The following is a 20733-nucleotide window of genomic DNA, read 5'->3' as shown; positions in this document are numbered from 1 at the left end:
TAGTTGCGGGAATCAAAATACAAACACGCCATTCGAGATGTCAATTTCCGACACCCGAAGCTGTCATTGACTCCATTGCGGGCGAGACTGTCTTGGAGGTGCGGGCTCAGAGTTCGTCGAAGATGAGCAGTCCTCGTGCGGAATCAACAACGTAGATGAAACCGTCTCCCGGCAGGCGGATACCGAAGGCGCCCTGGAAGACTCCATCCGTGCGTCCCGGGTCGCTCTCCCGGAAGACGTTGTAGTGGGCCACCTGCCGGGGCTGGGTGGGATTGGCCACGTCCAGCACGCGCACGCCCTCCTGATACCAGGCGACATACAGCCGCGTGCCCTTCAGAATCAGGTTGTGGATGGAGGACACGGGCCGCAGGCGGTGCTCACCCACCTTCACGATGTTCGCGGGGTCGGTGACGTCGAGCACCCTCAAGTGGGAGCCGGCGAACTCGCCGCCTTCGAACGCGATGGTGCGCCCGGCGAACGTCCCCACCGCGCTGTGGTGCGAATACACATCCCGGTAGGTGTACTGTCCCAGGAGCTTCGTGTCGTCCAACCGGGTGATGTCCACGATGGCGTAGCCGCCCTGCGCGTTGCTGACGTAGAGCCGGTCCCCGTACACGAACTGGTCATGGGGTCCTCCCGAGATGAACTGGTCGGGCAGGCTGATGCTCTGCAGCGGCACCGGCTCCAGGGGATTGGCGAGGTCGTAGATGTCCGTCCTGCCCTCGTTGGCCGTGGCATACAGCCGGCCTCCGTGGACAAGCACGGTGTGCACGCCGTATTCGCCCGAGTACAGGGAGCGGATGAAGACCGGCTCCGCGGGCTGGGAGATGTCATAGACGACGATGCCCGCGACGTCGCTGGCGACGTACAGCGCGTCCTCGTGCGCCCAGACCCCGTTCCAGTAGTGGTCCCCAGGCAGGCTGATGGACTTCTTGAGGACGGGGGCGCGCTTGTCGGTGACGTCGAAGACGGTCAGTCCGCCGGCCTTCCCGGTGAGCGAGTCGGACACGGAGACGACATAGGCATGGTTCTTCGTGACGTAGACATCCACCGGCTTGCCCAGCGCCACGTGGCCCTCCGAGACGAGCGTCATGCCTCCAGAGGACTCCGGCTCGCCCGCGTGCCACACCATGCGATGGGCCTCGAAGGTACCGCGCTGAGTCACGTTCCCGGCGTTGTTGCACGTCACATAGCAGCCGGTGAGGGTCTCCGGCGTGGGCCGCTGGCAGCCGGCATACACCCGCGACACCGCGGTGCCCGTTGTCGAGCCAGAGGAGATGAAGAAGGTACCGCCCTCGGTCCGCCGGCTGATGAGCGGCCTGGACGCCAACGTGCCTCCGCTCCCCGGGCCGTCCAGCTTGAAGCCGATGCCGGTGCCAAAGTTCACCTGCGTCCCGCCATCTTGCAGCCGTGACTCATAGCGCTGACCGGCCTGGTAGATGCCCTCCTGCTCCACGAGCGCCAGCGCCCCCGTGTCACACGCCGACAGGTCGAAGCTCTCGGGGCCCAAGCCCTCACACCGCAGGGGCGTGCTCACCTCGAGCACGGAGCAGGGCGCGTAGGGGCCCTTGTCCAGCCAGTTGCCATACTCCTCCAGGGGCGTGGCGCCTCCATCCCAGGCACCGCCCCCCACGCCGGCATCGGGTTCGCCCTTGGGCGTGTCCTCACAAGCGGACAGCACGCCTCCTCCCAGGACACAGGCCAACAACCAGACACGGGCGCGAGCGGACGACATCATTGGGGCACCTCACCGAGGGAATGTCGGAGTACGAAATCCGCCGTCTTCCTGGGTCGTCCCGCCCGACAATCGGCTCCAATGCTTGTCGGCCGAGGCCCATCTCCTGTCCTGCTCCCGAGCCGGCCCCGCAATGGCTGCTTCAGGCCTTGTAATTGCAGTCAGACTCTCTCTGCTCCGCTGGGACAAGAGACACCTACCGCCCCTGCGACCCACGGGGGCCTCGGGCTACGCTGGCGCGCGTCGTCCCCTTCCCCTCAAGGAGCTGCCCATGATTGTTCGTCGCGTCCGTTCGTTCGTCCTGGCCTCGCTGTCCGCGATGGCCCTCATGGCCTGTGGTGCGGGCGCTCCCGAGGCCGAGCCCGTGAGCCCGGAGACGTCCGAAGTCGAGTCCACGACCCAGGCCCAGACGTCCTGCATGGACGAATGCTACCAGGCCCATTCCTGGTGCCCGTCGCAGTGCAAGGTGACCAGCGAGGAGTGCTCCGCGGCCATCTCCATCTGCTACGACTCGTGCAGCCGCGGTGTCGGACCCTGGCTGCCCTGCTGAGTCGAAGCACCACCGCCCGGGTGAGTCGAGTCGTCCACCCGGGCGGAGTGGCACGGCGTCAGCGACTGCTCGGACCTTTCCGACGATGCGCGGCGAACCACGCGAGGCCGAGGAACAGCCACGGCAGGAATGCAGTGGAAGACGTCGACTGGCAGCCGCAGCCTCCCGTGTCAGGCGGGGGGCCCGCGCCGCCCGCGTCCACGGGGCCACTGTCCTGGCCCTCCGGGCAACGGCCTCCGTCACAGCGTGATGTGCCACTGTCTTCCGAGCCGGGGCACGCGCCTCCGTCACAGGTCGGCGTGCCGCTGTCGCCTTCACCAGGGCACTCACCTCCGTCGCAGCTCGGAGTACCGCTGTCGCCGGGGCATGCACCTCCGTCACAGCTCGAAGTACCGCTGTCACCTTCGCCGGGGCACTCGCCTCCGTCGCAGCTCGGAGTACCGCTGTCGCCAGGGCATGCACCTCCGTCACAGCTCGGAGTTCCGCTGTCACCTTCACCAGGACACTCGCCGCCATCACAGCTCGGAGTACCGCTGTCACCTTCACCAGGGCACTCACCGCCGTCACAGCCCGGTGTGCCGCTGTCTCCCTCACCAGGACACGCGCCGCCATCGCAGCCCGCATCGGACTCTCCGCCCGGTCCTCCGTCCACGCCACCATCCGCGGGCGGCGCGAAGGAGGCCTGCGCCACGAAGATGGCGGTGCCCCACTCCTCCTGGTCATTGTCCGGCGGCGCCAGCCCCGCGACAACGGACACGTCGCCTCGCGGGCTGATGCTCACGCTTCCAGCGAATACGGGGCCGCTCGGCGTCTCCTGGTCGATGCGCGCGGGCCCCAGGTCCGAGTCGACGATGTCGTGCTCCGACACCACCCGCCGAAGCATCCGCCCATCGCTCACCCACACCGCGCGGCGGCTGTCACTGTCGATGGCCCGGAAGACGATGAGCCCCTCGTCGTTCATGTCCGGAGGGAAGAACTCCACCTCCCTGATTCCCTCCTGCCCGTTCTGCGCCACCACCCGCAGCTCCGCCCCATCCCATAGGAAAACGGTCGTGAGGTTCGGCCCCGCGCCCGCCCTCGCTGTCGCGATGAAGGCCACTCGGCCCAGGTTGTCGAGCGCCGGCTGCACGGACGCGAACCGGTAGATGGGCGACGCCGCATCCCGGCCCCGCGATTGAGCGATGAGCCGGGACGTCCCGTCCGCGCTGAAGACGCGCAGCTCCTGGTAGAACTCCGAGCCTTCAGACGGCAGGTCCCCCACGCCCGCCATCTGCCCCAGGTCATTGAACGCCGGGGAGTAGAGAAACTCGTAGGGGCTCGCCTCGTCGAGCGTCTTCTCCTTCGCCAGATACGTCGTCGTCCAACCCGCGCCCTGCGGCGTCAGTACGACGTAACCACGACCGACGCCGTTGAAGGTGACCCGGAACCCGAGCTGCCCCGCGTCGTTGAGCGCCAGGCTGGACCAGTCCGACGCCCCGAGCGGCTCGCGGACGATGCGGACTTCCTCCGGCGCCTCGGAGCGCAGCAGATAGATGCCATTGCTCGTGGTGGCGGTGGCCCCCGTGACGGCGAACGCGACGAGCCCGTCTGAGTTCAGCCCCGGGTCACTCGCGCGAGCATCCTCTCCCAAATCCGGCAACACATAGCGGTGGTGGCCCGCCGCATCACTTCCCCACCAGATGGCATTGGGCCCCTCGGGCGTAATCGACAACCGGAAGGCCACCCGCCCGTCCGCGACCACTGGCACCTGGAGACTTCCCGCGAGCAGATTGCCAGGCTTCAGGTTGTACGCACCGGACTCGTTGCCCAACAGGTTGGTGCGAGCCTGGAGTTGGAGCGTGTAGTGCTCTGGCAGTTCGGCCTGAGCACCGGGAGTCAGCGCGAGCCCTCCCATTCCCAACACCACGGCGGACTGGCGCAGCAACGTCCGTGCTCGTCGAATCCACGTCACGTCACGCATTGGGCGGAACCCTCCGCTGCCTGTAGGGCGCGAAGGCTACCACTCAGTGACAGCGTTCATGGCGTCGCGACGGGCGCTCTCGCCGTCTCGTCTTCCGTCAGGCCCAGTACCATGCTCAAGTTTCCGTCTGCTTGAAGCTCTGCCGTGCGACAGGACTCCAGATAGCCCACCCCGCGAGCACAGATGGTCAGCCGCCCAGAAGGGACGTTGGGGAAGTAGGCCATGCCATGCTCGTCCGTCCGCGGCTGCTCCGGAATCACGACGCGAGGCTTCGTCTCCACCATGATGCCCACCGCCACGCCTCGCAGGGGATACCCATTCCACCCCCGCGTGGCCTGGACCTGAACGCGCCCCGGCTTCGCCGGCGTGGACACCGGGGACTCGGACGGCTCGGGGGGAACCGTCGGCGCCTGGGGCTGCTGTTTCTTCACGATGCGAGGACTGCCCTGCCCCACGCTGGGGCGCGGGGGGCCCGCCGGTCCCCGGTACTCCGGGGGGCGCAGCGCGGTGCGCAGATAGGCCGCGAGCGAGAGCGACAGCACGACTCCCGCGAGGGTGACTCCCCATCGCCCCGCTGGTGACATCGGGTGGGCCCTCCCTGGAGCGCCTTTGACAAGGACACGGTGGTCGACCGCTGAAAGACTAGCACCCCAGGACCGCGACATGTTCGCGGCCGGGAGGTGTCCATGTCGTGGTGGGTCTATGCCTTGCTCTCCGCTCTCTTCGCGGCGCTCACCGCCGTGCTGGCGAAGGTCGGCGTCGAGGGTGTCCCCTCCACGCTCGCCACGGCCCTGCGCACCTGCGTGGTCCTCGTCTTCGCCTGGGGCATCGCCCTGGCCCGGGGAGAACACGCCGCCCTGCCCTCCCTCAGTCGCAAGACGATCTTGTTCCTCGCGCTGTCGGGCATCGCCACCGGCCTGTCGTGGCTGGCCTACTTCCGGGCCCTCCAGCTCGGGCCCGCCTCCCGGGTGGCGCCCATCGACAAGCTCAGCCTGCCGCTGACCCTCATCCTCGCCGTCCTCCTGCTGAACGAGTCGTTCACCTGGAAGCTGGGGGCGGGCGTGGCGCTGATGGTGGCGGGCGCCCTGCTGACGCTCCGCTGAACGCTCGGGCACGCGGGCCCGCATCGAAATTCCGCGACGTCGCCGGGGACTGGTAGGGTCCGTCGCCGCTCACGATTCCCCCCGCTTCCGCGGCACACGAGGTCCCCCGCATGGAGATGCTCTGCACCTTGCGCAGCGTCACGGTGGCGCAGCGCGACGCCTTGCTTCAGGCCCCCAAGCGCCTGGAGGACTTCCTCGACGACGAGGAGGACTTCGGAGACCCGAAGGGCGGAGCATTCCTGGAGCTGGACATCGGCGAGGCGTGGCACGGCCTCCAGTACCTGCTCACCGGCACGCCCTGGGAGGGCAGCGCCCCGCTGGACTTCCTGGTGCGCGGCGGAGTGGACGTGGGCGACATCCCCTCCGACGAGGGCACCGCGCGCGTCTTCTCGCCCGAGGAGGTGAAGGCGCTCGCCACCGCGCTGCGCGAGGTGTCCGAGAACACGCTGCGCCGCCGCTATGACGCGGTGGAGATGCAGGCCCAGGACATCTACCCCGGAACCTGGGAGGAGCCGCCCGACGACGCGGACCCGTTGGAGGAGATGGTCTCCTACTTCGACGAGCTCCAGAAATTCATGGCCCAGATGGGCAAGCGCGGTGACGCGCTGCTGGTGCACATCGGCTGAGACCCCGGGGCGCGCGCCCCGCGTCAGCCCATCACCACGTCGCGCCCCAGCTTCAGCACCAGCGCCAGCACCACGGCGAGCACCACCTTGCGCACCAGCGTGTCGCCGCCCTTCACCGCCAGGTGAGCGCCCAGCCACGCGCCGGTGAACTGCGCGGCGGCCATGGGCAGCGCCACCTTCCACAGCACCACGCCCTTGAGCGCGAAGAGCGCCACGGACGCCAGGTTGGAGGCGAAATTCACCACCTTCGCGTCGGCGGAGGCTCGCGCCAGCCCGTGGCCCAGCAGCGTGTTGAAGCCGACGATGAGGAACGTGCCCGTCCCCGGGCCGAAGAACCCGTCATAGGTGCCCACCGCCAGCGCGATGAGCGCACCGATGGCGAGCGCGCGCGGCCGGGGTGAGGGCTCCGCCTTCTCGCCGGAAGCCGCTGGGCGACGGAACGCGAGGAACGCGGCCACCGCGATGAGCAGCACCAGCACCAGCGGCTTGAGCACCTCCGGCTTCACCAGCAACACCAGCGCGGCCCCGGCGAACGCGCCTCCCAGGCCAAAGGGGAACGTCACGCGCGCGAGCTTCCAGTCCACCAGCCCCGCGCGCGAGAAGCGCACCAATGCGGCGAACGAGCCGAAGACGGACTGGCCCTTGTTGGTGCCCAGCGCGATATGGGGTGGCAGTCCCACCGTCAGGAGCGCGGGCAGGGTGATGAGCCCGCCCCCTCCGGCGATGGCGTCCACGAGGCCCGCGACCAGCGCGGCGACGCACAGCAAGACGAGGTGCTGCGCACTGACGTCCACCACCAGTTGGTCCACCCTGCGTCTCCCTCGGCTCGAACGGCGCCTGGGTACCACGCGCCAGGAGCGCCGTCGCGCTCGCCCGCTTCTTGCGTCACCGCGCGCCTTGGGCGTCAATGGCTCCGCGGAAACTCCCCTCCCTCCGAGGTCACCATGCTCGCCTCCCTCATCACCGTGCTGGCGCTCTCGCTGGGCTCGGCACCGCCCTCCCAGGACCCCAACGCGCCCTCCTGCCGCGCCATCAACAGCCAGATGGCCTGTGGCTATGGGTGCAAGTCGGACTCGAACCGGGCCCGGTGTGCGCAGACGCCGCAGGGGCGCTGTCAGGTGGTGGATGGCCAGGCGGTGTGCTTCGACCCGCCGGCCTACGTGGTGAAGGCGTACGGCGCGTCGCTGCCGGAGCCCGAGTGCAAGGCCATCGATGGGGTGGTGGCGTGTGGCTACAACTGCGCGACGCAGCCGGGTCGGGTGAAGTGCGCGAAGTCCCCGGCCGGGGTGTGCCGGGGCCGCAGCGGCGAGGTGGAGTGCTTCGACCCTCCGGCGGTGGTCTTCGCCGTCTACGGCAAGGACACGCCCCGCGCGGACTGCCGCAGCAACAACGTGGAGCTGACGTGTGGCTACAACTGCCTGAACGTCCCGGAGGGGGTGCGCTGCAACAAGACGCCCGCGGGGGTGTGCAAGATGGCCAGTGGCCGCATCACCTGCTTCGACCCGTCTCCGGCCGCGCTGTGCGCCTGGAAGCGCACCCTGCCCGCGCCCGAGTGCCGCAACAGCGAGGCCGGCCCGGTGTGCGGCTACGGCTGCACCACGGCGTTCTCGAAGTCGGCGTGTGCGTCCACTCCGGCGGGGCTGTGCAAGGTCTTCGACAGCGAGGTGGCCTGCTTCGACCCCCCGGTCGAGCAGCAGGCGGACGCCGCGTGCCTGTCCGTCCTGGGGCTCGCCGCCCTGGACGGCGCCGTCCCCTGACGCTCTGTATGAGCACGCCACCCCGACGTCTCCTTTGACCGGTCCTGAGAGAGCGGTAGGGTTCCGTCTTCTCGCAGCTCGAACGGAGTAGAACCGCACATGGCGGAGGGTGACGTCCGTCAGTACTGGGTTCGCAACGACAGGGGCACCCTGTGGGGGCCCCTCACCCTGCCGACCATCGAGCTGCTCATCGACAGCGGCTCCATCAAGGGGAAGCTCCAGGTCTCCGAGGACGGCATCAACTTCGCCTTCCCCTGGCGCTTCCCGGAGGCCCGCGACACCTTCCCCCGGGAGCTCTGGGGTGACGGGGCGCCCGACGTGCCCCGGGGCGCCGGGAGCGCGCCCGCCATCGGTCAAAGCCAATGGACCGGAGCCGACGGCGGAGCACCCGTGGCGGGTCCCGGCGCGAATCCCGGCGGCATGCCCACGGCCGGTCCCGGTGCGAATCCCGGTGGCGCACCCATGGCCGGTCCCGGTGCTGTCGCGAGACCCGGGCCAGGGGCTGCTCCGATGGCGGGGCCCGGGACACGTCCTGGAGATCCTCGCGTCCCTGGCAACCCCATGGCCGCACAGCAGGGTGCGCGCCCCGGCGTCCCGGGGGCCGTGCCCGGAGCCCCCAACGTCGCCGCGCGTCCAGCACCCGGAGTCGCCACGGCCCCCGGAGTCGCCTCGGCGCCAGGAAGGCCAGCGACGGCACCCGGAGCGGGCGTCGCGCCGCAAGCAGGAGCCGCCGCGCGTCCCGCCGGGGCGCCCCAAGCACCCGGAGGAGTCGCACCGCAAGCCGGCGCACCCGCCGCTGTCGCGCGTCCCGCCGGGGCGCCGCAAGCCCCTGGAGGAGTCGCACCGCCAGCGGGAGCCACCAACGTGGGAGCACCTCCCGCCAGGGCGCCCGGTTCCCCGCAGTCAGGGAGCCACGCCGCCGTCGTGACGGAGGCCTCGGGCTACGCGGTGCCGGCCCGGGGGCAGTTGGAGCAGACCTCGCCGCTGAACCTCTACGGGCGAATGGCCTCCGCGGAGCTCACGGGGCTGCTCACGCTCACGCTCTCCGACCGCGTCACCCTGATTCACTTCCGCAAGGGCAACCCGGAGTACGTCGACTCGACGCATGCCGAGGACGCGCTGGGCACCTCGCTGATGGGCGCGAAGCTGCTCAACCCCGAGCAGCTCCAGCAGGCCGAGTCAGCGAAGGAGCGCTTCGGTGGCGACCTGCTCGCGGCGCTCTTCGGCCTGGGCCTGCTGCAACCCGCCAGCGCCTTCGCCATCCTGGCGCAGCGGGCTTCCAGCATCCTGTTCAAGGGGCTGCGCGCCGAAGCGGGCACGTTCACCTTCGAGGTCCGTGAGCTGGCGGGCAACAAGTCCATGCCGCTGGGCAACCGGTGGGCCGTGCTCAGCGACACCGTGCGCCGCATGCCGTCCACGGATATCAAACGCCGGCTGATGCCGGTGCTCCAGCTCCCCATCATGAAGGCGGGGGGCATGGTGGCCGCGAGCGACCTGCGCCTCACGCCGCACGAAGTCAGGGCCCTCACCGTCATCGACGGCGTGCGCTCGGTGAACCAGCTCCTCACCGACTTTCCGCAGGACGCCGACCACCTGCTGCGCATCGCGTTCCTCCTCCGGGAGCTGGACGCGGTGTCCTTCGCCGCGGTGTCGCCCACCAGCGCGGGCCCACGTCCCGCGGCCCCGACTCCCGGTGCCACCGCCGCGAGCCCACAGCCCGCGCCTGGCGCGGCGGCACGTGGGCGACCTGCCCAACCTCTACGTGGGCCAGGACGGCAAGGTGCAGTTCGACACGTTCTCCCAGAACGGGCCCCGCCACGGGAGCGGCCCCCGGCAATCCGCCCGGCGTTGGCACGGCTCCCGCCGGAGCACCCCGCCCCGCCCCGGGAGCAGCCCCCGGCAATCCGCCCGGAGTGGCCGCCGGAGCCGCGCGTCCCGGCAATCCGCCCGGAGTGGCGACCGCCGCCGGAGCCGCACGTCCTGGCAATCCTCCCGGAGCAGCCACCGCCGCTCCTGGAGCCGCTCGCCCCGGCAATCCTCCCGGAGCCGCCGCCGCGCCTGGAGCCGCCCGCCCTGGCAATCCCCCGGGAGCAGCGCCCCGGCCAGCCGGCCCTCCGACAGTCGGTCCAGCCACGGGTGGGGCGCCGCCCACCGTCACCGCCAATGCGCCGGGCTCCGACGAGATTCCGTCGCTGCGTCAGCTCGTGATGGCGCTCAAGCAGCAGAACCACTTCCAGCGGCTGGGATTGGCGGAGCAGGCGGACTCCAGCGCGGTCAAGGTCGCCTACTTCCGGCTCGCCAAGCTCTACCACCCGGACACGCTGCCGCAGGGCGCGCCGCCGGAACTGGAGAAGCTCAAGGCCGAGGTGTTCGCCTACATCGGCGATGCCTACCGGACGCTGTCCGACGACAAGAGCCGCGCGTCCTATCTGGAGGAGCTCAAGAGCGGCGGCGGCGGGGCGGAAGTCGACATCAACGCCATCCTCCAGGCCGAGGAGCTGTTCCAGAAGGCGTGCATCCTCGTGAAGGCGCGCAAGTTCCCCGAAGCGGTGAAGATGCTGAACGAGGCCATCCAGCTCAACGCGGAGGAGGCGGAGTTCTACGCGTGGCGAGGCTACGCGCGCTTCTTCACGGCGACGGACAAGAAGGCGGCGCAGCCGGAGGCGTCCCGGGAAATCCAGAACGCCATCAAGCGCAATGAGCGCTGTGCGCCGGCGCACTACTTCCTCGGGGTGATTGCGAAGCTGTCGGGGGACGCTCCCGGTTCGCTCAAGCACTTCAAGCGGACAGTGGAGCTTCAGCCGGACCACATCGACGCGCAGCGGGAGATTCGCATGGCGGCCCAGAAGAAGTAGGGTGCGCCCCCCATCCGGGAGGGGCCTGGGGCCCCGCCGGACGTATCGAAGGAGTTTGCAACGTGCCGCTCACCGGGAAGCAACGCCGCCAACTGCGCGCGCTCGGACACCACTTGGAGCCGGTGGTCATCGTCGGTCAATCCGGTGTCACCGAGGGCGTCATCGCCGCCGTCGAGCAGGCGCTGCATGACCACGAGCTCATCAAGGTGAAGCTCAACGAGGGCCCTGAGACGCGTCAGGAAGCCGCCGCGCGCATCGCCGAGGGAACGGGCGCCGAGCAGGCCCAGCTCCTGGGCCGCACCGCCCTCTTCTTCAAGAAGCGCAAGGAGAAGTCCAAGTTCGAGAAGCTCTGACGGACCGCGCCCGGGGCCGCCTCACCACTCGAGGGCCTCGGGCGCCTTTCGGAACAGCTTCTGGAGTTCCTCGACGTCCCGCCACGAGCGCTGCATCTCCCGCCACACCGTGGGATGTGGAGCGCGTTGGATGGCGTGCACGCGCAGCCGCAAGGCCTTCGCCGGAGCACGCCGCACCCTCAGCCACACGTACTCCACGAGGCGCGCCCGGTATGACGCGAACGCATCCTTCCTGGCTTCCACCAGCACCTCACGGTTGAGTCGCAGGACGTTCAGTGTGTAGTCCGCTCGCGCGTACCCTCTCGTTCCCTTGGGCGCCCGTGGCACGAAGTGGAAGGTGCCTCTCAGGTCGAGGTCCAGGAGCTCCATCGGGTCCTCGCTCCGAGGGTCGATGAACACGGACTCTCCCGGCGGCGGGCGCTTGCCGAGGAGCCGATGTGTCCGGCCGACCTCGAGCACCTTGCGCCCACGCGGAGGGAACACGGCGAACCGGTTGCTCTTGGGACCGTTGCAGGGTCGGCAGGCATAGAGGTAATTGCGCCACGCGAAGACCCATTCCGGATAGAGGTCCTTGGGCCAGATGTGCTCGACCGCGTCGGCCGCGGAGTCCTCGCAGTACCCACAGCGCATGGCTCCCGAGCACAGCTTCAGGAGATGCCGACGGACCGCGACGAAGGTCCTGTTTCGCGGCGTATTGCGCTGGTGGAAGCGCTTCTTCGCGGCGGCGACCTGCTCGGCGTGACTCCCGAGGGCATCCACCTCCGCCTGCCAACGTTCGAGCTGCCTCCCCACGGCCTCCGGCAACGCCTTCTCCGGCAATCGAATCACGCCCCGCCCCAATCCTCCGACTCGTGAACCGTCATCGCCGTGGTCGGCTGGCTGGCCCGCAGCCCCGCCTGCTCCTTGCGCTCGGCGGCACTCAGGCCCTTTCGAATCTCCTTCATGTTCAGCTCGGCCAGACGATGCACACGCGCCTTCGACCGCTCGGAGCGGGTGACGCCCTGCCCGAAGACGCCCGTCCCATAGGCATCCAGCACGTTTCCAAAGACGAGCCGGTCGCGCTCGACGCCCGTCACCTGCCTGGCCACTTCGTCCGACCCCGGGCTCGGCAGACGCCAGATGGTCCCTTCGTCCGCGGCCTGGCAGACCAGGGGGCTGTGCGTGGTGACGATGAACTGCATCTTCGGGAAGTGCTTCCGGAACCAGGGCCCCACGTTCCGCTGCCACGTCGGATGCAGGTGGGCATCCACTTCATCGATGAGCACGACACCCGGCACGTCCACGCGCGTGGGGTCCTTGGGGTGGAAGACCTTCTTGGCGCCGTAGGCCGCCGCGAGCTGTCGGATGAGCTCGAAGGTCATGCTCAAGATGGAGCGATAGCCATCGCTCAGCGCCTCGACGGGAATCTGATGGCCATTGCCGTCGACAAAGAGCACTTCCCGCGAGGTGACGTCCTTCAAGCGAGCCTGATGTGGAAGGAAGTCAGGCTGATTGATGAACTGGGTAAGCGGGTCGAGCAGGTCCCCTTCTGGGTCATCCTCGTGCTGCTTGAACTTGAGCTGCTGAAGCCACTTCAAGCCTTCCGTCAACGCGACGCTCTCGTCGAAGACGGACAGATGGCGGGCCAGTCGCGAGTGGGTCGTGAACAGCTTCTCGTAGGTGGCGTCGCCCCCCGTGAAGCGGCGGAAAGGGCCATACGACGCGGAGAACCATCCCGCGCCACTGCTCCAGACATGAGCTTCAGGGTCGACCCGAGAGCCAGGGCCGGGAGTGTGCGGCTCACGAGGGTGAAGCGCTTCAGGGCGGACTCCCCGCCGCTGGACGTCACCGACCTTCACATCGACTCGCAACGGAGCCTTGATGCTCGCCTTCATTTGCCCGGGCAGCTTGTCGAGCCGTGCGTCGGGCGTGAGCCGCAGCCGCACAAAACCGTCGACACCTTGGTGCCTCCACTGGGCCCAGTCCTCCAACAGCGCCATGGCCTCGTCGGGCCCCACGAGTGCCAGGGCGATGGCGCGGAGGACCGAAGACTTCCCGGAGCCGTTATCCCCCAGGATGACGTGCCACCCTGGGGCCTGCTCGGGCGAGATCTCCCAAGCCAGTGTCCGAATCGCCAGGACGTTATCGATGGAGAATTTCGTCAGGTACATGACTTGGACACCAACCCTAGTCGCATCCACTGACCAAGCCCAGGGTGACAGGGGCCATCAGGGCTGTGCGAAAAACCACCGGGGGCCGCCTCACTTGCCGGTGAAGCGGGCCTCGCGGCGCTCCAGGAAGGACTGGACGCCCTCGGCGGCGTCCTCCGTTCCCACCAGCTCCAGCAATCGAGGCAGCAGTGCGCGCGCCGCCGCCTCGGGCCCTTCGTGCACCGCCTGTCGCGCGGACGTGAGCGTCGCCTGGACACCCAGGGGCGCCTGCTTCGCCACCGTCTCCGCCAGGGCCAGCGCGCGCTCCAGGTGACGGCCGCGCTCCACCACTTCCTGCACCAGTCCCATCCGGTACGCCTCGCGCGCGTCGAACTCGTCACCGGTGAGCAGCCAGCGCATGGCATTGCCCCAGCCCGCGCGCTGCGGGAAGCGCAGGGTGGCGCCGCCGAACGGGAAGATGCCACGCTTGATTTCAATCTGTCCGAAGCGCGCGTCCTCGGAGGCCACCGCGATGTCCGCCGCGAGGATGAGCTCGATGGACAGCGTGAGGCACAGGCCCTGGACGGCGACGACGAGGGGCTTGGTCCGCAGCGCCCCCTGGATGCCCCACGGGTCGATGAAGCCCTCGGTGTAGAGCGGCTCCCCGCTGGCGAGCGCGGGCGCGACGCTCGCCAGGTCCAGGCCCGCGGAGAAGTGGTCGCCCACCGCGAAGATGACCATGCACCGCACGTCCGGATGACGGTCCGCCTCTGTCACCGCGGAGGACAGTCCCCGCAGCATGCCGACGTCGAACGCGTTGCGCTTCTCCGGACGGTGGATGCCGATGAGGCCGAGGTGACCACGCACTTCCAGGGAGATTCGAGGGTCCGATGGGCTCATGGGCGCTCCACGGTGAGGAAGAGAGCCCAAGTCTCCGTCAAGCGGCCCCGGCCATGCCATCACCCGTGTCGCGCCGTCCAACGCAGGACGTTCAGAACCGTCCCGCCAGCCCGGTGACGAGACTTCCGTCCCGCGTGCGGCCCACCGTCGGAACCACCACGGCCTGGGACATGGATGCGCGCACGGTGGCGGAGTGGGAGAGGCCGAAGCCGAAGAGCGCCCCGACAAAGGGCGTCACGAGCAGGGCGAAGCCCCCCAGCACGGCGACGTCATCACTGTCGCTGCTCAGCATCAGCGCCGAGGGCACCGCCCCCAACGCGGCGCCCAGCAGGGTGTAGCCGAAGCCGCCCTCCCCGCCGAGCCACTGGCCCGTGAGGTAGACGCCCGAGGCCACGCCCAGCGCCATGCCCACGCCCACCGACAGCGTGAGCCCCGTCTCGCGCTCACAAGAAGAGCCGTTGTCACAGCCCGTCACCGAGCTGCCCAGGAAGTATCCCCCCATCCCGCCCACGAGCATCCCTCCACCCCCGAGAAGAAGTCCCAGCGGGATGTGCGCGCCGCGTCGATACCGCCGCGTGGCGGGCCGGGTGACGGAAGGTGGAGGCCAGCCAGGCGCCTCGACCACGTCGTCCGGGACGGAGATGAGCGGGGGCGGCACGGAAGGCCCCTCTACCGCGCGCTCCGATTCGGGGAGGTGCTGACCCGACGCCGGCATCCCGACGAGGCCCACGGCGAACGAGGCAATCAGACAGCAGGTCTTCATGACGATGGCGCACTCCCCAAGACGAAACTTCAGGCCACCCACGCGACGACTGTCAATCCAAGGTCCAAGTCGCCCCAGGATGACCCGACACCTCCGCCGGGACACCCGCCAAGGAAATGCCTCGCGCGGCGCACCCGGGGCAGAGGCCCACGTGGGCACCGCTGCTCGGCGAAATCCGAGCAAGGCCACCGGGCAGCCGCCGCATCAGCGCGTGAATCCCGCCGTGCTGGCCGCCAGCTCCGCCGCTTCGCCCAACCGCTCCAGCAGCGCGGGACCGAAGTACTGCCGCCGCGACTCACCGCCGCCCAGGTTCACCAACGCCGGGGTCTCCACATAACCCACGTACCCACCGGCGAGCCCCAGCACGCCCGAGGCCCCGGTGCGCCGCACCAGCTCCGCGCCCGCGTCGACAGTGGGCTCGCCCGGCACCGTCACCAGCTCCAGCGGCCCCAGCACCAGCGCCGCCACTTCCGCCACGCGCGCCGAGGAGCCACACAGCATGTTGTCGCCCGCGGCGCGAGTGAACGAGGGCACCAGCCGCGACGCATCCGGCCGAGGCATCGCCGCCTCCGCGCGCGCCAGCGACAGTCGGACCGAAGGCCCCACGGGGGCCGGGGTCGCCTTGCCCGCCAGGTCCGACAAGGCGCGCGCGAAGGCGGACACGCGCTCCAGTCCCTGTCCTTCCGAGAACGCCACCGAGGCATTGCCCACCGTGCCCTGCAACAGCAGCGTCACGCCGCTGCCCTCTGCCTCGCGCAGCGAGCTGAGTCGCCCCGGATAGTCAGGGTCCACATACGCGCGCTGCCGGGGCACCATCGTCGGGTGCGCGGCGAAGAAGAGCAGCTCCGCCACGGGTGCCTGGGCGCCGCGCAGCACCGCGCGAGTCAGCGTTCCATCCGGCGCGGTGCCACCGCTGCGCGTGTAGACGAAGGAAGGCTCCTTGGCCTCACCCAACTCCAGTGTCACGTCGGTGAGCGCGGCCCCCGCCTGTCGCAGCGCGGCGCTCGCGGCGGCGGCGACCGACTCCAGCGAGTCCTCGCGGTAGCGCCCCGTCCCGACGAGCTGGGACACCAGCCGGCTGTCATAGCCTCCCAGCGAGGAGTGCGTGTGAGTGGCGAGCACCAGCACGTCCTGGAGCCCGGCGGCCAGCGCGCGCTCGCGCACCTTCGCGGTCACCACATCCGTGACGAACATCAGCTCGAGCGACACCAGCCCCACGCGAGTGCCCCCGGACTCCAGCACCACCGCGCGAGCGTGGAGCGGCGGGTCGGACTGGCTCGCATCCGGACGCGGCGGCGGGTAGCCGGCCACCACCACCGGAAACGGCGGCACCAGCGCCACCTTCGCCGCGCCCGCGCGCAACGCGCCTTCTGCTTTCACGTGAGACAGCAGCACTGGCGCGCGCTGCTCCCAGGTGCCGCACCAGTTCCACGAACCCAATGAATAAGCGGCACCCACGGTGAGCAGGACCAGGGGAAACAGGGAACGCCAGGAGGCTCGTCGCGGAGAAGCCATGCGGTGGCCAGACTAACGGGACGGTGCACGCACCGCGAGGCTCGTGTGCCCACATGAGCCGACTCCGGTGGCGGGTGGAATACCCACCAGAGGGGCATGCGTTCCTGTTCCGCTCACCGCCCGAAAGGAGTAAGGCACCGCGCCATGTGCGGCATCTTCGGAATCACGGGACACGCCGAGGCCTCTAACCTGACGTACCTGGGGCTGCACGCCCTGCAGCACCGCGGTCAGGAGTCCGCTGGCATCGTCGCTTCCGACGGCCACGGTCTTCGGGCGCACCGTCAGATGGGGTTGGTGGCGGATATCTTCGACGCGCCGGTGCTCGCCGGCCTGCCTGGCCAGTCGGCCATCGGCCACGTGCGGTACTCGACGGCCGGTGGCAGCCAGCTCAAGAACGCTCAGCCGCTCTTCGTGGCGTACGCGGGAGGACAGGTCGCCGTCGCACACAATGGCAACCTGGTGAACGCGGGAGCGCTGAAGGAGAAGCTGGAGGCCGACGGAGCCATCTTCCAGTCGGACGCGGACACGGAGGTCATCATGCACCTCCTGGCGCGCTCCAAGCAGGCGACCTTCGAGCAGAAGCTGGTGGAGGCGCTGCGCAAGGTGGAAGGCGCCTACAGCCTGCTGGTGCTCACGCAGAACAAGCTGGTCGCGGTGAGGGACCCGCTGGGCATCCGGCCGCTGGTGTTGGGACGGATGAAGGAAGGCGCGTACGTGGTCGCCAGCGAGACGACCGCGCTGGACCTCATCGAAGCGGATGTGGTGCGCGAGCTGGAGCCGGGCGAGCTGCTGGTCATCGAGAACGGCATGCTGCGCACCAGCAGGCCCTTCGCGGAGCCCGCGCGCCTGGGGCGCTGCATCTTCGAGCAGGTGTATTTCGCGAGGCCGGACTCGGTGTTGTTCGGCAGCAGCGTGTACGAGGTGCGAAAGAAGATGGGCATGCAACTGGCGCGCGAGCAGCCCGCGGAAGCGGACCTGGTCATCGCGGTGCCGGACTCGGGTGTGGCGGCGGCCATCGGCTTCTCGCAGCAAAGCGGGATTCCGTATGACGTGGGCCTCATCCGCAGCCACTACGTGGGCCGCACGTTCATCGAGCCGCAGCAGTCCATCCGTCACTTCGGCGTGAAGCTGAAGCTGTCGGCGGTGCGGCACGTGCTCAAGGGCAAGCGCGTGGTGGTGGTGGACGACTCCATCGTCCGAGGCACCACGAGCCGTAAAATCGTGAAGATGATCAAAGCGGCGGGGGCGCTGGAGGTGCATCTGCGCATCTCCTCGCCACCGACGAAGTGGCCCTGCTTCTACGGCATCGACACGCCGAGCCGTCAGGAGCTCATCGCGGCGACGCACAGCACGGACGAAATCGCGAAGTACGTCACGGCGGACACGCTGGGCTACATCTCGCTGGAGGGGCTGGGCACGGCGGTGGGCGACCCCAGTCGCGGCAGCTTCTGCACGGCGTGTTTCTCGGGCGAGTACCTCATCGGAGAGCTGTCGCCCTCCGCGCCGGAAGCGACCAAGCTGACGGCCTGACCCAGGCGCAAACCTCGGCGAGACGTACAAGCACAAGGCCCCCTACCCGTTCATCGGGTCGGGGGCCTTGCTCGTTCCAGACCGCGGTGGAGGCTTCGCTTCAGCGAAGCTCCGCGCCCGTGGACCAGGGCCGTGGTCGCGTTCGGGGCGTCAGTCGAGACTTCGCGTCAGCGAAGCGCCGTTCCCCATCATCCTCGGGGCAGGCGCCTCGGTCGTTTCGCGCGTCAGTTGTGGTTGTCGAACTGGATGCCCTCGCGAACCTCACCCATCGCCTGTTCGGTGAGGCCGATGGCCTTCGCGCGGTGACCGCCCTTGTCGGAGGACGCGTTCTTCAGGGCGGAGAGCGCCTTCTCCAGATGGGCCATGGCGTCACGCATGCGCGGCTGACGCTCCGCCTGGGCCTGGTTGACGAGACCGCCGAGGAAGAAAGCAGCAGTGGCGGCGAGGACGGTGCGGCGCATGGAAGGCTCCGGGGTGGTCGCGTCAGGGACGCGAAGAGGCTGTTTCCCTCTCGAACCCGGAAGCCGTCGGGAAGTTGCGGGCCACGGTGAAAGCCCCCATCGCCCGTCACGGCGGTGTGCATGGGACACCGCGGCGCGCACCGTGAGTGCAGGCCGCGCGGCCTCACCCACCGCCCGTCACGGAGGGCGCTGGCGGCAGCGGAGCACCCGCGATGAAGTCCACGAGGTCGGAGGGAAGTGGCGCCTCGAAGGCGGCCTCCACGCCAGTACCAGGATGAGGGAAGACGATGCGCGCGGCGTGCAGCGCATGTCGTGGCAGGCGCAGCCGGGTCCATGCTTCGGGCTCCAGGCTGTGCTTGCTGAAACGGTCAAAATAGCCCGGGTCCGGCCCATACATCTTGTCGCCCACCAGCGGGAAGCCCGCGACGTGCAGGTGGATGCGAATCTGATGCTGGCGCCCCGTCTCCGGAAAGCAGCGCAGCAGCGCGAAGGGCGAGCCATCACGAGTGAAGCGCTGGAGCACCTGGAAGCGGGTGCGGCTGGGCTTGCCTTCCACGGGGTCGATTCGCACGGCGATGCGGATGAGCTCGGTGCCCTCGGCGATGGGGGCGTCGACGACGAAGGAGTCCTCGGAAGGATGTCCCTCGCAGACGGCGAGGTACTCCTTGTGCACGTCGCGCGAGACGAAGAGTCGGCCCAGCACGCGGCAGGACTCGGTGGTGCGGCCGCAGACGACGAGCCCGCTGGTCTCCCGGTCCAGGCGATGCGCGGGCTCGGCGAAGCGCTCACCGAAGCGCTCGCGCAGGATGGAGACGAGGGTGCCCTTGTGGTAGCGCGCGGTGGGATGGATGGGCAGGCCCGCGGGCTTGTCGAGCACCAGCAGCCAGTCATCCTGGAACACGACGGGGAGCGTGGTGGGCGTCTCGGGCTCTTCGGTGCCAGGGCGGCGAAGCCGGAAAGCCATGCCGGGATACACGGGCGTGGAGGGCTTCAGCCTCCGCTCGTCGCAGCGGACACCGCGCAGGATGATTCCGGCCAGGCGCTCACGCGGCATGCGGCGCAGCTTCTGGCCCAGGTAGTCCTCCAGGCGCCAGCCCGCGTAGTTGGGCTCCACGACGAACGGGATGTCGACGAAGCCCTCGGGAGTCGGGTCCTTCTGGGAGGCGGAGACCTCCGCCGGTGAGTCCATCTCGCCGCGCATGACCTCCACGCTCTAACACGGAGCGGAAGCACAGACAGTCGGAACGAACACGGCCACGAGGCACCGTCACGCCAGCGTCGCGGCCACAGCGGGCATCGCACGACGAGGAGCCACCTCGGCGCGAACCGAGTGGCCCCTCATCCACTGTCCCTCAAGCGGAGGCGGCTTGAAACGAACCCTGCTCGACGCCGAGGAAGCGCGAGAACAGGTCCGCGATGCGCTCGCCCGAGCGACCATCCCAGTACTCCGGCACGCGGCCCTTCTTGCCCTGTCCGTTGAGGGCGCGGTCAGCGGCCTCGCGGATGCGGTCCGGGTCGGTGCCCACCACCTCGTTGGTGCCTTCGTCGACGGTGATGGGACGCTCGGTCTGCTCGCGCAGGGTGAGGCACGGCACGCCCAGCGCGGTGGTCTCCTCCTGGAGGCCGCCCGAGTCAGTGAGGATGAGCCGAGCCTGCGACGTCAGCGCGAGGAACTCCAGATACCCCATGGGGTCCACGGGGCGCAGGTTCGGGTTGCGCTCGAACGCGGAGTTCAGCCCCTGCTCGGAGATCATCTTCCGCGTGCGCGGATGCACCGGGAACACGACAGGGATTCGGGAAGCCACATGGGCGATGGCGGACAGCAGCCCACCGAGCACCCGAGGGTCATCCACGTTGGACGGCCGGTGGAGCGTGCACACCGCGTAGCCCTGGGGCGTGAGGCCCAGGTTCTTCAGCACGGGCAACTGGTCGGCCCGCTCCTTCGAGGCGAGCAGCGAGTCGATCATCACGTTGCCCACGAAGTGGATGCGGTCCGGGTCCACCCCTTCCTTGAGCAGGTTCGCGTCCGCGTCGCGAGAAGGAGTGAGGAGCAGGTCGGCCAACCGGTCGGTGACGACGCGGTTGATCTCCTCCGGCTGGTGCCGGGAGTTGCTGCGCAGGCCCGCTTCGACGTGGGCCAGGGGAATCGCCAGCTTGGACGACACGAGCGCGGCGGCGACGGTGCTGTTGACGTCACCCACGACGGAGACGAGGTCTGGCTTGTGCTCCAGGAAGACCCGCTCCAGCTCAATCATCGTCTTGGCCGTCTGCTGCGCGTGGCTGCCGGAGCCGATGCCCAGGTGCACGTCCGGCGCGGGCAACCCCAGGTCGGAGAAGAAGACGTCGCTCATCTTGACGTCGTAGTGCTGCCCCGTGTGGATGAGAATCTGCTGGAGCGGGGTCCGCGCGGCGATGGCGCGGTGGATGGGCGCGACCTTCATGAAATTGGGGCGCGCACCGACGATATGGATGACCTTCTTCATGTCGCCAGCCAAG

The 20733-nt window shown here is 69.2% G+C and carries 20 protein-coding genes; 8 read left to right on the top strand and 12 right to left on the bottom strand.

All coding sequences use genetic code 11. The features are described from left to right. Nucleotides 1-106: 106 nt before the first annotated feature. On the bottom strand, nucleotides 107-1681 hold the full coding sequence (locus G4D83_RS19575) for an LVIVD repeat-containing protein (protein ID WP_338041931.1): 1575 nt from the start codon (nucleotides 1679-1681) through the stop codon (nucleotides 107-109). Between the two features lie 325 nt (nucleotides 1682-2006). Between G4D83_RS19575 and G4D83_RS19570 the strand changes: the two genes are divergently transcribed. After that, complete coding sequence (locus G4D83_RS19570; protein ID WP_163866315.1) at nucleotides 2007-2285, top strand: hypothetical protein; 279 nt, start codon at nucleotides 2007-2009, stop codon at nucleotides 2283-2285. Nucleotides 2286-2343: 58 nt separating this feature from the next. Here the strand turns inward: G4D83_RS19570 and G4D83_RS19565 are convergent, their stop codons facing one another. Together G4D83_RS19565 and G4D83_RS19560 are read right to left on the bottom strand one after the other, a co-directional pair. Next, nucleotides 2344-4245, bottom strand: a complete 1902-nt coding sequence (locus G4D83_RS19565; RefSeq protein ID WP_163866314.1) for an MXAN_5453 family MXYO-CTERM-anchored protein — start codon at nucleotides 4243-4245, stop codon at nucleotides 2344-2346. A gap of 56 nt (nucleotides 4246-4301) precedes the next feature. Next, entirely contained in the window at nucleotides 4302-4829 is a 528-nt protein-coding gene (locus G4D83_RS19560; RefSeq protein ID WP_163866313.1) for a hypothetical protein, read from the bottom strand. 102 nt (nucleotides 4830-4931) lie between these two features. Here G4D83_RS19560 and G4D83_RS19555 point away from each other — a divergent pair, with 102 nt between their 5' ends. Next, nucleotides 4932-5348, top strand: a complete 417-nt coding sequence (locus tag G4D83_RS19555) for an EamA family transporter (protein WP_163866312.1) — start codon at nucleotides 4932-4934, stop codon at nucleotides 5346-5348. A 110-nt stretch (nucleotides 5349-5458) separates the two neighbouring features. Next, nucleotides 5459-5974 carry a YfbM family protein gene (locus G4D83_RS19550; RefSeq protein WP_163866311.1) on the top strand — a complete coding sequence of 172 codons (516 nt, stop codon included), beginning with the start codon at nucleotides 5459-5461 and terminating at the stop codon, nucleotides 5972-5974. Nucleotides 5975-5997: 23 nt separating this feature from the next. Here the strand turns inward: G4D83_RS19550 and G4D83_RS19545 are convergent, their stop codons facing one another. Then, nucleotides 5998-6774, bottom strand: a complete 777-nt coding sequence (locus G4D83_RS19545) for a TSUP family transporter (protein WP_163866563.1) — start codon at nucleotides 6772-6774, stop codon at nucleotides 5998-6000. A 144-nt stretch (nucleotides 6775-6918) separates the two neighbouring features. On the opposite strand from G4D83_RS19545, the gene G4D83_RS19540 reads away from it, so the two are divergent. The 4 genes from G4D83_RS19540 (at nucleotide 6919) to yhbY (ending at nucleotide 10939) form a co-directional block, all read left to right on the top strand. Then, nucleotides 6919-7731: a hypothetical protein gene (locus tag G4D83_RS19540; protein ID WP_163866310.1), complete on the top strand. Its 813-nt coding sequence runs from the start codon at nucleotides 6919-6921 to the stop codon at nucleotides 7729-7731. 99 nt (nucleotides 7732-7830) lie between these two features. Further along, nucleotides 7831-9939, top strand: a complete 2109-nt coding sequence (locus tag G4D83_RS19535; RefSeq protein WP_240356430.1) for a DUF4388 domain-containing protein — start codon at nucleotides 7831-7833, stop codon at nucleotides 9937-9939. Beyond that, nucleotides 9939-10586 carry a J domain-containing protein gene (locus G4D83_RS46210; protein ID WP_240356458.1) on the top strand — a complete coding sequence of 216 codons (648 nt, stop codon included), beginning with the start codon at nucleotides 9939-9941 and terminating at the stop codon, nucleotides 10584-10586. The genes G4D83_RS19535 and G4D83_RS46210 overlap by 1 nt, the downstream gene beginning before the upstream one ends. A gap of 62 nt (nucleotides 10587-10648) precedes the next feature. Beyond that, nucleotides 10649-10939, top strand: coding sequence for a ribosome assembly RNA-binding protein YhbY (yhbY, locus tag G4D83_RS19530; protein ID WP_163866309.1), 291 nt, complete (start codon nucleotides 10649-10651; stop codon nucleotides 10937-10939). Nucleotides 10940-10960: 21 nt separating this feature from the next. On the opposite strand, the gene G4D83_RS19525 is transcribed toward yhbY, so the two are convergent. The 5 genes from G4D83_RS19525 to G4D83_RS19505 all read right to left on the bottom strand — a co-directional run bounded on the left by G4D83_RS19525 (nucleotide 10961) and on the right by G4D83_RS19505 (nucleotide 16246). Continuing rightward, nucleotides 10961-11767, bottom strand: a complete 807-nt coding sequence (locus G4D83_RS19525; protein ID WP_163866308.1) for an HNH endonuclease family protein — start codon at nucleotides 11765-11767, stop codon at nucleotides 10961-10963. Next, nucleotides 11764-13089 carry an AAA family ATPase gene (locus G4D83_RS19520; protein WP_163866307.1) on the bottom strand — a complete coding sequence of 442 codons (1326 nt, stop codon included), beginning with the start codon at nucleotides 13087-13089 and terminating at the stop codon, nucleotides 11764-11766. The genes G4D83_RS19525 and G4D83_RS19520 overlap by 4 nt, the downstream gene beginning before the upstream one ends. Before the next feature lie 90 nt (nucleotides 13090-13179). Continuing rightward, on the bottom strand, nucleotides 13180-13968 hold the full coding sequence (locus G4D83_RS19515; protein WP_163866306.1) for a crotonase/enoyl-CoA hydratase family protein: 789 nt from the start codon (nucleotides 13966-13968) through the stop codon (nucleotides 13180-13182). Between the two features lie 91 nt (nucleotides 13969-14059). Then, the gene (locus G4D83_RS19510; protein ID WP_163866305.1) at nucleotides 14060-14731 is read right to left on the bottom strand and encodes a hypothetical protein; all 672 of its coding nucleotides are present in this window, start codon (nucleotides 14729-14731) and stop codon (nucleotides 14060-14062) included. A 204-nt stretch (nucleotides 14732-14935) separates the two neighbouring features. Beyond that, entirely contained in the window at nucleotides 14936-16246 is a 1311-nt protein-coding gene (locus G4D83_RS19505) for a hypothetical protein (RefSeq protein WP_163866304.1), read from the bottom strand. Nucleotides 16247-16390: 144 nt separating this feature from the next. Between G4D83_RS19505 and purF the strand changes: the two genes are divergently transcribed. Next, nucleotides 16391-17776: an amidophosphoribosyltransferase gene (purF, locus tag G4D83_RS19500; protein ID WP_163866303.1), complete on the top strand. Its 1386-nt coding sequence runs from the start codon at nucleotides 16391-16393 to the stop codon at nucleotides 17774-17776. 224 nt (nucleotides 17777-18000) lie between these two features. Here purF and G4D83_RS19495 read toward each other — a convergent pair whose 3' ends face one another. From G4D83_RS19495 to wecB, 3 genes are all read right to left on the bottom strand, one after another. Then, the gene (locus tag G4D83_RS19495) at nucleotides 18001-18237 is read right to left on the bottom strand and encodes a hypothetical protein (RefSeq protein WP_163866302.1); all 237 of its coding nucleotides are present in this window, start codon (nucleotides 18235-18237) and stop codon (nucleotides 18001-18003) included. A gap of 163 nt (nucleotides 18238-18400) precedes the next feature. Beyond that, nucleotides 18401-19438: an RluA family pseudouridine synthase gene (locus G4D83_RS19490; protein ID WP_205522662.1), complete on the bottom strand. Its 1038-nt coding sequence runs from the start codon at nucleotides 19436-19438 to the stop codon at nucleotides 18401-18403. Nucleotides 19439-19589: 151 nt separating this feature from the next. Then, nucleotides 19590-20720: a non-hydrolyzing UDP-N-acetylglucosamine 2-epimerase gene (wecB, locus tag G4D83_RS19485; protein ID WP_163866301.1), complete on the bottom strand. Its 1131-nt coding sequence runs from the start codon at nucleotides 20718-20720 to the stop codon at nucleotides 19590-19592. Between the last annotated feature and the right edge of the window lie 13 nt (nucleotides 20721-20733).

This window comes from Myxococcus eversor, from assembly GCF_010894455.1.
GTDB classification, from domain to species: domain Bacteria; phylum Myxococcota; class Myxococcia; order Myxococcales; family Myxococcaceae; genus Myxococcus; species Myxococcus eversor.
The sequence above is the reverse complement of the archived record's forward strand: the minus strand, read 5'-3'. Positions and strand labels throughout refer to the sequence as shown.